The following is a 12929-nucleotide window of genomic DNA, read 5'->3' on the forward strand; positions in this document are numbered from 1 at the left end:
CTTACATCACGAAAATCACCATCAATAAAGACTTTTATAGATACTGTATCGGAAAGTAACTAAAAAAAAATATACCAAGTTATATTTATTCTAAAAATAGGAAAATCAAAGTCTGTATGTTTTAACAGACTTTGATTTTAAAACTCTTTACCAGTTCACAAACATAAACTGATCCTTCCACGGCAGTTTCACAAGACCAATTCCCCAAGAAAGTCTTTCCAGTAAAATATCCTGTGTCTTTCGTTCTACGGTAAGAGTGCAGTCGTGGTCGGAGATAACCAGTTTTCCGGGACGCTGAAAAAATTCATTCCGGAGCAATTCTCCGGATGAGGTTTTCATAGCGCTCCAGTTATGCTGAACACTTTCTATCAGATTTTTAACTTGAGTTTTGTGTTTACGCGTAAGCTTAATATGTCGGTTGATGGGTTGGTGAAGAGGAATATTGCACAAAAATTTCTCAAATATCATGTCGTATTCAGGAGCATTTATTTTTCCGGTAGCAATATAATGGAGCAGATGTGCACCCAATTCCGGATCTGAAAGCTGATTAGTTTTCTTGTCCAGAAGATCACAATGCTCAAAAAAAGTTTTCATAAACGGATGAATCAGAACCAGTCCTGCATTTTGGACATATTGTCCTTCATCAGAAGCAATTTCATCATCTTTTTCTTCAGAATTATTGCTATTTTGCATTACCTCATCAATGGTTTCCTTCGAATTTTGCTGATTTTTTTTCGTTGTCTTTTTTGTATTTTGATCGTTTTTGATGAGGGTCTCTTCAATTTTTTCAATCAATTCAGCTTCTTTGACCACCGGAAATATCTTTAATACTGTTTTTACATTCTGAAGATTATCTTTTGCAGAAGATGAAACTTTTAATAAAATTTCGGATTTCAGTATTTCTTCTAAAAAATAATCCTCAATATGGATGCTCGGAGATTTCAGATGCCTCGATAAAATATTTAAAATCAGTCTCCATACAATGATTCTGTTCATCTGATCCAGCTTTGAGATCAATTGTATAATCTCAGATTGTAAATTGATTTTTAATGCTTTATCTTTTAAAATAACATTGCATAATTGGGCAATTTGTTCGTCAGAAAGCTGATGAATGATTCTTTCCTGCACATAACGTTTAAAAAAAACAGGAATAAAGCTGCTTTGAAAATGATCAGCCTGAATAATGGCGTTAAATACCTTTGGCTCAAGGAGAGAAAAACTTTTTTTATCAGAATTCCACCATGGCACACTTCCTCTTTCCAAAAAATAAATAAAGCTTTGAAGGATCTTTTCCTGGTTGGTCAACAGATACGCTTCAGAATTACTGCTCTTAACCTCATCCGAATTTAAAACAGGATTTGTAATTTCAGATAATTCTTCTTCGAAAACTTTTGCAATTCTATCTTTCAGATCAGAATTTAATGCGCTGCTTTTTACATCCAGATTCAATTCTAGTTTAGGGATCTGTAAAGTGCGGTCTGCTAATCTGTGTTCAAAAGTACTGAGGTATTTTTCTATTTTCGGAAAAACATCCATCGACAGAAAACTGTTGATGTCGTCTTTTATACTCAGTCCTTTTTCTTTATTATTTACCGTAATTTCAATAAAAACTTTCTGAATGATATGATCTTGCTTCACATTAAATAAATTTGAGTTATACAATGGTGGAATTACCGTAAAATGCCTATTTCTTGTCAAATTCTCCACCCCAGAAACCTGCAGGACAAAGGCTGTATTTGGATCTCTGTTTTGCACTCAGTCTGCATCCGCAACCTCTTATAAAGCCGTCTTTTGGACCGCTTGAAACTTCAAGAGTCTGAGGATGAATCCATTTTTGGGTATTGCAGTTGTTTCCGTTTTTTAAAGGACAGGCGTTACAGATTTCTTCTCTTACAGAAAAAACAACTTCTTCGTCCTGATTTGCCATGCCTAGTTTTGATCTTAATTCATTAAAATGGCCGCCAATGATTTCATTGCGCTTGCCAAAAAGAGTTTTAATATTCATTGTGATTAAAGTTTAAATTATAGGGTCAAAATTAGAGGAAGAAAAACTGTATAACGAATAATAAGACCTCGCTGTTCTGTCTTTGCAGTAGATCATAAATTTATATTCTGATAATAAAAACGATAAATTTTTTAATTAAGAGAAGGATGAATCTGATCAGATTTCGGAATTAGATTTTTTTGGATATCAATCCTTGAGAAATATTGAGCGGATAAAAAAATCAATGGAGGAATCTCACAACATTATACTTGAAATAATCATTTTTCACGCCTTAAAATTACCTTCAGTTAACAGTATTTATTTCACAAGCCTTAGATACGGATAAATTTTTGTTAAATTTGATAGGTGTTAATTATTTGATTATCATTATTTTATATTGATTTATTTTTTAGGTTAAAAGAAAATTCAAAAAAAGCATTTACTGCAAAGACAGGATGGAGCCCCCAAAATATTCGTTTTTTAAGTCGGGCGGATTGTATGTTTGCACCATAATACTAAAGAACAAAAATTATGATAAAAGAAGTATTAACAGTTTTAAAAAATGAGTTGCATTCTGCCGGTTTAGCAGATGTTGTTGTTAACGACATCGCAAAGCATGAAGACGGAGCTGCGGGACTTGATAATAAAGTGGTGATTACCTTACTGAACGTTCAGGAGGAATCTACCATGAAAAATATCTCAAGATATGTAAAAAATACATCCAATGTTACAAAAATGGAAAGTCCTTCGGCGTATGTAAATCTTTTCGTAATGGTTACAGCCAATATGACGGATTATGACAGTGCTTTAATAAACATTTCAAAAGTTATTGAGGTTCTTCGTGCAAAAAATGTATTGGAATATGTTGCAACCGGTATCGGAGAAAACAATTTTACTTTCAGAACAGAAATGCATGCCGTACCGTTTGAGCAGCTAAGTTACATTTGGGGTTTATTGGGTGGAAAGATCATTCCTTCCGTAATGTATAAAGTAAGTGTAGTTAAGATTGGAGCTAAAAATATTTCTGATGTTCAGCTTATTAACGATGTTGATATTAAGGATATTACGGTTAAATAATATCAGAAAACAAATAACCCTTTAATTTAAAATTTATGAACATGCCAAATCCGACAACACCCGGTGTTTCTATTGAAGAACTGCCAAAACTTCCCAACTCCATTGCATTGGTAGAAACTGCAGTACCTGTATTCATAGGATATACCGAACGAAAGCCTTCCGAAGACAATGATACTAGCGCACCTGATTATAAGCCATCAAAGATCAGCTCTCTTCTGGATTTTGAAAAAAAATTCGGGAGTGCAAAAATGGAAAGTATTACATTAAAAGATACTGATGCAGGAATAACAGTTTTAGAACCAAAGGCAAAATTTTTAATGTATCATTCCTTACAAATGTATTTTGCTAATGGAGGCGGTGCTTGCTACATCGTTTCTGTGGGAGATTACAATGCAGCACAGGTGGAAAAAAATCTTTTGGAATCAGGGTTAAATTTAATCAATAATATAAAAGAGCCACTTCTTCTTATTTTCCCGGATGCCGTATCATTAAATTCTCCAAATGACTTTCATACCTTATATAATACTGCAATTGCCAAAGCTGAAGCAGCAGGAGAATCCCAAAATATGTTTGCCCTATTAGATACCTACTACGGAAATTCCACTACAAAAATAGGAAATCTTACTGCAGTGGAGAGTTTCAGAAATACAGTAAATTCCTCAAGTTATGCGGCAGCTTATTTCCCTCATCTGAAAACGGTTTTAAATTATCATTTTGATGAAAAAATAACTCCTGTTTCTCACCTCGATACGCAGAATCAGCCCGTTGGAATTGCCAATGGGGTAACACTAGAGTCCCTGAAAACAGCAAATTCTTCATTATACAATCAGATAAAAGAATTGCTGAAATCTCTGAAAGTAGTTTTGCCGCCATCGTCCGCAATAGCAGGAGTTTACGGAAGAATAGACAATACAAGAGGAGTCTGGAAAGCTCCTGCAAACGTAAGTCTAAATTATGTAACAGCTCCGACAGAAAAAATTTCTGATGATGAGCAATCCGGTCTTAACATTGATGATGAAGGAAAATCAATCAATGCCATCAGAAACTTCACAGGAAAAGGAACTTTGGTTTGGGGAGCCAGAACACTGGATGGAAAAGACAAAAAGGAAGATGAAAAAGATAACGAGTGGAAATACATCCATGTACGGCGTTATTATAACATGCTTAAACAGTCAATAAGCATAGCGCTTAACGAAAAATTCATCAATCAGCCTCATGTCATTCATACATGGTTAAGAGCAAAAGCAATGATTGAGAATTTTCTTAATCAGCAATGGATAGACGGAGCATTGGCAGGAAGTTCTCCCAAAGAAGCTTACAAAGTTGAAGTGAAATCCGGAGGAACAGACATCATGGATGTAAAAATTGAAGTCGCTTTAGTACGTCCTGCAGAGTTTATTGTATTAAATTTTTCTCACAAACTATAACAAAACCAAAATCAATCACAACAAAATATTGAAGTTCAGCTTCGAGTGATAATTAATATTAACTTAAAATTTTTAACAAATGAATTACAAAACCCCTGGAGTCTATGTGGAGGAAGAGGCAAAATTTCCGCCTTCCGTAGCGCAAGTTGAAACAGCTATTCCCGCTTTTATCGGATATACAGAAAAAGGGACACAAAACAAACCTACGAGAATCTCGTCCATGCTGGAATTTGAAGAACTTTTTGGAAAAGCATACGCTGAAACTTTTGCTGTAGCTTTCAAAGAGGGTGCTGCAACAGCAGTTCAGCCAAAGGTAAGCGATTTCAAAATGTATTACGCGATGCAAATGTATTTTGCCAATGGAGGCGGACCATGCTATATTGTTTCGGTAGGCGATTATGATGATGATGTTACTGTTGGAACTATTGCAACTCAGCAAGGAACTCTCTTATACGGTCTTGAATTATTAAAAAAAGAAGACGAACCTACACTTATCGTTTTTCCTGATCTTCAAGATCGAGTAGCTTCTGCTGCTGATGTCGATGCTGCTAAAGCCATTTTAGCTACTGCAAAAAAGAATGAAATTTTAGCCACTGCATCTAAAGTTGCGGCTCAAGTTGTTGCAGATGCTGTTAATAATGCTGCAGATGTTGAGCTAGCTCAAACTGTTGCTCAGGCTGCAACTACTGTTACAGATGCTGTTACAGATGCTCAAGTTGCCGCTGAAGCTGCGGCTGAAGTTGCTGCGGTTACTTTTAATCAAGAAATTGAAGCAGCTACTGAAGTTGCTGCCAGAAGTGCCGCTAAAGCTGTTGCAGATGCTGTTGTTGAAAGTAAACTTGCAGGTGCTATTCTTGCTGATATTAAAGAGGCAGCTAACTCTGTAGCTCAAAATTTTGAAAACGATCTTATTACAGCTACAAGTATTACTAGCGATGCCAATGAAGAACTTGATAATACTAAAAAGATTGATGCTTCTTCTTCAGAACCTTTGGTTATCAATGCTATTAAGAATACCTACTCTTTGTATGACAGTGCCTTAGATCAGGCAGAATCTATGAAAGACAGGTTTGTTATTATGGATGTTTTAGGAGATGATGCCACTTTCAGAAATAAAGTAACTTCTACAGGACTAAAATACGGCGCAGCTTATTATCCGAACCTTAAAACAATTTTAACGTACACTTTTAAAGAAGATAAAGTTGCGGTGATGGGTGCTTCCGGTGCAACAACCTTAGCAGAATTAAAATTAAAAAATTCTGAACTGTACAATCAGGCTAAAGCAGCAATTGAATCCAAAAAAGTAGTTTTAGCTCCATCTTCAACAATGGCAGGTGTTTACGCTAAAGTAGACAGCACTTCCGGAGTATTCAAAGCTCCTGCAAATACAGGACTTAATTATGTTGATTCTCCAGTGATTAAAATTTCCAATAAACGTCAGGATGAACTTAACGTAGATCCGACTTCAGGAAAATCCATCAACGTTATCAGGTCTTTTACAGGAAAAGGAACATTGGTTTGGGGCGCAAGAACACTTGACGGCAACAGCAACGAATGGAGATACATTTCAGTACGCAGATTCTTCAACATGGTAGAAGAATCCGTGAAAAAAGCAACAGAACGTTTCGTATTTGAACCGAACACAGCCAATACATGGGTTCGCGTACAGACCATGATCGAAAACTTCCTGAACCAACAGTGGCAGGACGGAGCATTGGCAGGAAGCAAGCCGGAAGAAGCTTATTATGTAAGCGTTGGCTTAAACAAAACCATGTCTGCACAGGATATCCTTGAAGGCAGAATGATCGTGGAGATCGGTATGGCGGCAGTTCGTCCGGCAGAATTTATTGTTCTTCGTTTCTCACACAAACTGCAGGAAGCTTAAAAATTAAACAAACAAATAACAAAATTAAATCAAGACAATTATGAATACATATCCATTAGTAAAGTTTTCCTTTGAAGTAGACTGGGGCGGAACAAATATCGGTTTTCAGGAAGTTTCGGGATTAAGCATCGAGCGCGATATCATTGAATACAGACAGGGAGCAAGTCCGGATTTCAGTAAGATCAAAATGCCGGGAATGGCAAAATTCGGAAACATCACTTTAAAAAGAGGAACTTTCAAAGGCGATAACGATTATTTCGAATGGTTGCAGACGGTTCAGATGAACACGGTAGAAAGAAGATCGATTACGATTTCTCTTTTAGACGAGAACGGCGCACCTGCCGTAACATGGAAAGTGAAAAATGCCTTCCCATTGAAATTACAGTCAACCGATCTGAAAGCTGAAGGTAATGAGGTAGCAATTGAAACTTTGGAAATTGCGCACGAAGGTTTAACTATTGAACATAACTAAATATTAATTTAAAATTTTTAACAAAATGAATTACAAAACACCAGGTGTTTACGTGGAGGAACTGGCAAAATTTCCGCCTTCCGTAGCACAAGTAGAAACAGCGATCCCTGCTTTCATCGGATATACAGAAAAAGGACCAAAAAATGAGCCGACAAGAATTTCTTCTCTATTAGAATATGAGGCTGTTTTTGGTAAAGGAAAAAACGAAGGGAAAGAGATCAAAATTTCTGTTAAAGATAATACGGTCTCTACCACTTTTGATACCACTAAATTAGGTAAATTCAAAATGTACCATGCTATGCAAATGTATTTTGCAAACGGTGGCGGTCCATGTTATATTGTTTCTGTTGGAATAGCTTCAGGGTATCCTACAGATGTATCAAAAATCGAATTAGAGGCAGGACTTAAGACTCTTGAAAAAGAAGATGAGCCTACGCTTATTGTTTTCCCGGATGCAGAATCTTTACCAGCATTAGAGGCTTACGGTTTGTATGGATTGGCTTTGAATCATGCAGAGGAAATGAAAGACAGGTTTGTTATTATGGACGTTCTTGGAGATTCTGCTAATACAGTTAAGGACTTTAGAGATAATGTAACTTCAGGACAAAGCGGAGAGCGTTTGAAATACGGAGCTGCTTATTATCCGAAATTGGAAACTGTTTTAACGCATAGCTTTGAAGATGAAGATGTTAAAATTACAAGTTTTGAAGAAAAAGATGACTCAGGAAATGTTTTGTCTCTTCCAAATGGCTATGTAGACAATTTAAAATGGCTAAAATCAAACAGAACAGAGCTGTATAATAAGGCTAAAGCAGCAATCGAATCTGAAAGAGTAGTAATGGCTCCGTCCTCAGCAGTTGCGGGTGTGTATGCAAAAGTAGACAGCACTTCCGGAGTATTCAAAGCGCCTGCTAATGTTGGACTTAGCTATGTAGTGGCTCCTACAGTAAAAGTTTCTCACGAAGATCAGATGACTCTTAATGTAGATCCTACTTCAGGAAAATCCATCAACGTTATCAGATCTTTTACAGGAAAAGGCACATTGGTTTGGGGTGCAAGAACACTTGATGGCAACAGCAACGAATGGAGATACATTTCAGTACGCAGATTCTTCAACATGGTAGAAGAATCCGTGAAAAAAGCAACAGAACGTTTCGTATTTGAACCGAACACAGCCAATACATGGGTTCGCGTACAGACGATGATCGAAAACTTCCTGAACCAGCAGTGGCAGGACGGAGCATTGGCAGGAAGCAAGCCGGAAGAAGCTTATTACGTAAGCGTTGGTTTAAACAAAACCATGTCTGCACAGGATATCCTTGAAGGCAGAATGATCGTAGAGATCGGTATGGCAGCAGTTCGTCCGGCAGAATTTATTGTTCTTCGTTTCTCACACAAACTGCAGGAAGCTTAAAAATTAAAACAAACAAATAACAAAATTAAATCAAGACAATTATGAATACATATCCATTAGTAAAGTTTTCCTTTGAAGTAGACTGGGGCGGAACGAACATCGGTTTTCAGGAAGTTTCGGGATTAAGCATCGAGCGCGATATCATTGAATACAGACAGGGAGCAAGTCCGGATTTCAGCAAGATCAAAATGCCGGGAATGGCAAAATTCGGAAACATCACTTTAAAAAGAGGAACTTTCAAAGGCGATAACGATTATTTCGAATGGTTGCAGACGGTTCAGATGAACACGGTAGAAAGAAGATCAATCACGATTTCTCTTTTAGACGAGAACGGCGCCCCTGCGGTAACATGGAAAGTGAAAAATGCCTTCCCTCTGAAATTACAGTCAACCGACCTGAAAGCTGAAGGTAATGAGGTAGCAATCGAAACTTTGGAGATTGCGCACGAAGGTTTAACTATTGAACATAACTAATCATGGCTCTTTTATATCCTCCAACCAGTTTCTCTTTTATTGTTAACGGGATTTCGACAACAGAGGGTATTGACTCCAGATTTCAGTCTATATCTGGTTTATCTACAGAAATTCAGGTCGAAGAATATGCCGAAGGAGGCGAAAACAGATTTCTTCATCAGCTTCCTCTGAGACCGAAATATGAAAATTTAGTTCTTAAGCGTGGACTGATTGTAAGTTCAGGATTAATAAGCTGGTGCAGAAATGCAATGGAAAACTTCGAGTTTGAACCCAGAGATCTTGTCATTACACTTTCAGGAGGACTTCAGTCTACAGCACCTTTAATGGTCTGGAATGTAGTTGGAGCCTATCCGGTAAAATGGAACGTTTCAGAATTCAACGCAGAAGAAAGCAGGCTTGCTATTGAAACAATAGAGCTGAAATACAGATATTTCAAAATACCCTCATCGTTAGCAAGTTTAGGCTTGTAATTTCTAAATCAAATCTAAGCACTTTCCGTGTGTTAGTTTTCGGATAACATTCAGCAAAAATTTTAAGATAAAAAAAATAAAGGATTGGTCTATAACAGGACTGAACACACGCTTTATGTGCTTAGATTTTTTAAATAAATACGTTAAATAATTGGTTTTAAGTTTTTTACGTATTAATAATTAATTAAAAATAAACGAAATGCCAATAGAAATAAAAGAACTTCACATTAAAATAAATGTGGACGAAAAAGCAGCCGCAACGACAACTGAAGCGCCGGTAGACGTATCAAAAATCATGCGGGCAGTGAGTGAAAGTGTAGAGCAGTTAGTAAATATTGATAAACGTAAAAAAGAAAGATAATGATAGGTAAAAAAGAAAAAGTGGTCATTACACCATATGAAAATTCTGAATTTTTAGAAGGTAAAAAAAGTAAGCCTTTCGAACTTCTTATAAATCCTAGCGGCTATTCAATAGATTACAAAACAAATTATAATAAAGAGGAGGCGATCGGTAAAAATAAAACTGATTTTAAATTTGAATCTTCTCCTTCGCCTTTTTTAAACCTGGAATTTTTACTTGATGGAACAGGTGTGGCAAAAAGTAATCCGGGGAATACGCTGATTAATAAATTTAAAGGAAAAAATTTTACAAAGGAAACAGTTGCAGATCAATTAGACCTTTTCTATAATGCTACTGGAGAGTATGATGGGACGATACATAAGCCTCATCATGTGAAAATAAACTGGGGAACCTTGGAATTTCTAGGCGTCTTGCTAGACTTTACAATAGAATACAAACTATTTACTCCGGAAGGATATCCTTTAAGAGCGATAATAAAAGCAAAATTTGGAGGTTCGGTAAGTCAGAGATTAGAAAAGGCACTATCGAAACCAGCTTCCCCGGATCTTACCCACAAAAGAACAGTACAGGCAGGAGACACATTACCCTTAATGACAGAAAGAATTTACGGAGACACCAAATATTACCTGGAAGTTGCTAAGGTTAACAATCTTATCAATTTCAGACAGTTGAAACCGGGAACTGAACTCTACTTTCCACCCATAGAAAAAATAGCATAAAATGAACAATAGCGGATACATAAAAACATCAAAAAATCCGGATCTGATTACTTTTAAAGTAATGTCCGGAGGTACCGAGTTACCCGGAAAATATGGGGTAAAAAGTATTGTTGTAGAAAAAGAAGTAAACAGAATTCCTTATGCCCGCATTGTTATTTTGGATGGAAGCGTACCGGAACAGGATTTCAAACTAAGCAATGAAGATCTTCTGATTCCCGGAAAAGAAATTGAAATTACCGCAGGGTATCACCTTGATGAGCAGACGATTTTTAAAGGAGTTGTTGTAAAGCACAACATCAAAGTAAGAAACGGCTCTTCCTATCTCATCATAGAATGCAGAGATAAAGCGGTGAAAATGACTTTAGGTAGAAAAAGTAAATATTTCTACGACAGTAAAGACAGCGACATTATCGGAGAACTCATCAGTAATAACGGATTGACTGCCAATGTTCAGGCTACCTCAAATTCACACAAAGAATTGATTCAGTACAGAGCTTCCGACTGGGACTTTATGCTCACCAGAGCACAGGCAAACGGAAAACTTTGTTTTGTAGAAGACGGAACCGTTAAAATAGCGAAACCCGATTTCAGCAAAAAAGAAGTGGAAACAGTGGTTTATGGATCTTCGGTGCATGAATTTGACGGAGAAATAGACGCAAGAGATCAGTTCAAAAAAATTTCAGCCAAAACATGGAGCTATACCGATCAGGAACTTACAGAAGTAGAAGCTCAGGATCCCGCCGTAAAACTTAACGGAAACCTTTCACCGGATGATCTGGCAAAAGTATTTGGAATAGACGATTTGCAGCTTAAACATGGCGGAAATCTTACGCAGAGTGAACTTCAGGACTGGAGTGATGCAAAGGCAACTTTCCAGCAATTGGCAAAGACCAGAGGAAGGGTGAAATTTCAGGGGATTCCGGCTGTAAAACCGGGAGTTTCATTAATGCTGCAAGGCGTAGGAAACCGTTTCAACGGAAAAATTTACGTAACAGGCGTCCGTCACGAAATTGCAGAAGGAAACTGGCTTGTCGATGCACAATTCGGGCTTTCTCCGACATGGTTCTCAGAAACGTACGATATAAGCGAAATGCCGGGTTCAGGGATTATTCCTTCCATCAGCGGACTGCACATCGGGAAAGTATCCCAACTGGAATCCGATCCCGATGGAGAAGACAGGATTCTGGTGCAGATCCCGATCATCAATAACGAAGAGGAGGGAATCTGGGCGCGTATAGCCACACTTGATGCAGGAGAAAACAGAGGATCATTCTTCAGACCGGAAATCGGAGATGAGGTAATCATTGGTTTTATTAATGATGATCCCAATGATGCAGTAGTTCTGGGAATGCTGAACAGCAGCGCAAAACCGGCTCCCATTGTAGCTTCCGATGACAACAACGAAAAAGGATTTGTTACCCGCAGCAAAATGAAGATGATTTTTAATGACGATAAAATTTCATACACCCTTGAAACACCAAAAGGCAAAAAAATAACTGTAGACGAAGATGCAGATGTCATTAAAATAGAAGACGAGCATAAAAATACTCTTACCCTCAATAAAGACGGGATCAGTATGGAAAGTGGGAAAGACATTAAGATCAAAGCAAAAGGTGATATTAAGATGGAAGGAACCAATATCGGTATCAAAGCATCCGCACAGTTCAAAGCAGAAGGAAGTTCCGGTTCTGAGCTTAAATCAGGCGCAGTAACCGTCGTAAAAGGCTCTCAAGTTAAAATTAATTAATCATGAAACCGGCAGCAAGAATTACAGATATGCATACCTGTCCGATGGTAACGGGAACTACGCCGCACGTTGGCGGACCTATCATTCCGGCAGGAGAACCCACTGTACTTATCGGAGGTAAACCCGCAGCAAGAGTAGGAGACAAAGCAATATGCACAGGTCCGCCGGATACCATTGCTGCAGGATCTTCAAGCGTAATGATCGGCGGAAAACCAGCCGCAAGAATGGGAGATTCTACCGCTCACGGAGGCGTAATAAGCGCGGGCGAAGCGACTGTTTTAATAGGCGGATGAAACACATTCTGCAAGATTAAAAAATGTAAAAACATCAATAACAAAACGGTTAGAAAATTAAAACTCTATGTTACAGATGCGAGATGTTACAACTAAATATAATACAAGAACGTATGAAAATAAATACAGATTTTTTAGGAATAGGCTGGAGTTTCCCGCCTGAGTTTAATGAGACTGAAGGAAAGCTGGTAATGACTACAGATGTGGAAGACATCAACAACAGTCTGATCATTTTACTCTCCACAAGACCGGGAGAACGCGTTATGTTTCCCGATTACGGATGCGACCTGCAGGAAATGCTTTTCAAACCTTTGGACTTAACGCTGATTACCCAAATGAAAGGAATCATTGAGCGTGCCATTTTATACCACGAGCCCAGAATAAACATTTTAAATATCGACATCGATACTCAGGAAGAACTGGAAGGCGAAGTGTTGATAAAAATTGATTACGAAGTAAGGAATACGAATACCAGAAGCAATATGGTTTTCCCTTTCTATAAAGGTGAAGCTACTGAAATATAAATAATTACGGGATGTCTGTAACCATTTTGAATACTACCGAAACATTACATTAAGTATTGCATCTGACCATAGAATATAAATAT

At 37.5% G+C, this 12929-nt stretch carries 14 protein-coding genes; 12 read left to right on the plus strand and 2 right to left on the minus strand.

The features are described from left to right. Window positions 1-147: 147 nt before the first annotated feature. Both AC52CF_RS06430 and AC52CF_RS06435 read right to left on the minus strand, forming a co-directional pair. On the minus strand, window positions 148-1638 hold the full coding sequence (locus tag AC52CF_RS06430; protein ID WP_375181478.1) for a contractile injection system tape measure protein: 1491 nt from the start codon (window positions 1636-1638) through the stop codon (window positions 148-150). 46 nt (window positions 1639-1684) lie between these two features. Continuing rightward, on the minus strand, window positions 1685-2005 hold the full coding sequence (locus AC52CF_RS06435; protein ID WP_271247892.1) for a hypothetical protein: 321 nt from the start codon (window positions 2003-2005) through the stop codon (window positions 1685-1687). A 510-nt stretch (window positions 2006-2515) separates the two neighbouring features. Here AC52CF_RS06435 and AC52CF_RS06440 point away from each other — a divergent pair. The 12 genes from AC52CF_RS06440 (at window position 2516) to AC52CF_RS06495 (ending at window position 12846) form a co-directional block, all read left to right on the plus strand. Further along, window positions 2516-3061: a Pvc16 family protein gene (locus AC52CF_RS06440; RefSeq protein WP_116098399.1), complete on the plus strand. Its 546-nt coding sequence runs from the start codon at window positions 2516-2518 to the stop codon at window positions 3059-3061. Between the two features lie 41 nt (window positions 3062-3102). Then, entirely contained in the window at window positions 3103-4488 is a 1386-nt protein-coding gene (locus tag AC52CF_RS06445) for a phage tail sheath family protein (protein WP_375181477.1), read from the plus strand. Between the two features lie 79 nt (window positions 4489-4567). Further along, the gene (locus AC52CF_RS06450; RefSeq protein WP_375181476.1) at window positions 4568-6373 is read left to right on the plus strand and encodes a phage tail sheath family protein; all 1806 of its coding nucleotides are present in this window, start codon (window positions 4568-4570) and stop codon (window positions 6371-6373) included. A 40-nt stretch (window positions 6374-6413) separates the two neighbouring features. Then, a complete protein-coding gene (locus tag AC52CF_RS06455; RefSeq protein ID WP_076394813.1) occupies window positions 6414-6845 on the plus strand; it encodes a phage tail protein in 432 nt (143 codons plus the stop codon). 25 nt (window positions 6846-6870) lie between these two features. Further along, complete coding sequence (locus tag AC52CF_RS06460; RefSeq protein WP_375190984.1) at window positions 6871-8259, plus strand: phage tail sheath family protein; 1389 nt, start codon at window positions 6871-6873, stop codon at window positions 8257-8259. 41 nt (window positions 8260-8300) lie between these two features. Continuing rightward, window positions 8301-8732, plus strand: a complete 432-nt coding sequence (locus AC52CF_RS06465) for a phage tail protein (protein ID WP_076394813.1) — start codon at window positions 8301-8303, stop codon at window positions 8730-8732. Window positions 8733-8734: 2 nt separating this feature from the next. Further along, window positions 8735-9202: a phage tail protein gene (locus tag AC52CF_RS06470; RefSeq protein WP_087711256.1), complete on the plus strand. Its 468-nt coding sequence runs from the start codon at window positions 8735-8737 to the stop codon at window positions 9200-9202. A gap of 199 nt (window positions 9203-9401) precedes the next feature. After that, entirely contained in the window at window positions 9402-9563 is a 162-nt protein-coding gene (locus AC52CF_RS06475; protein WP_165796595.1) for a DUF5908 family protein, read from the plus strand. After that, window positions 9563-10282 carry a CIS tube protein gene (locus AC52CF_RS06480; RefSeq protein WP_214590341.1) on the plus strand — a complete coding sequence of 240 codons (720 nt, stop codon included), beginning with the start codon at window positions 9563-9565 and terminating at the stop codon, window positions 10280-10282. Before AC52CF_RS06475 ends, AC52CF_RS06480 begins: the two co-directional genes overlap by 1 nt. A 1-nt stretch (window position 10283) precedes the next feature. Continuing rightward, entirely contained in the window at window positions 10284-12029 is a 1746-nt protein-coding gene (gene vgrG, locus AC52CF_RS06485) for a type VI secretion system tip protein VgrG (protein WP_375190985.1), read from the plus strand. A 2-nt stretch (window positions 12030-12031) separates the two neighbouring features. After that, window positions 12032-12322 (plus strand): PAAR domain-containing protein, encoded by a 291-nt coding sequence (locus tag AC52CF_RS06490; RefSeq protein WP_076394823.1) that lies wholly within the window; start codon window positions 12032-12034, stop codon window positions 12320-12322. A gap of 113 nt (window positions 12323-12435) precedes the next feature. After that, entirely contained in the window at window positions 12436-12846 is a 411-nt protein-coding gene (locus tag AC52CF_RS06495; protein ID WP_087711249.1) for a GPW/gp25 family protein, read from the plus strand. Window positions 12847-12929 lie beyond the last annotated feature (83 nt).

This window comes from Chryseobacterium sp. 2P, from assembly GCF_059579425.1.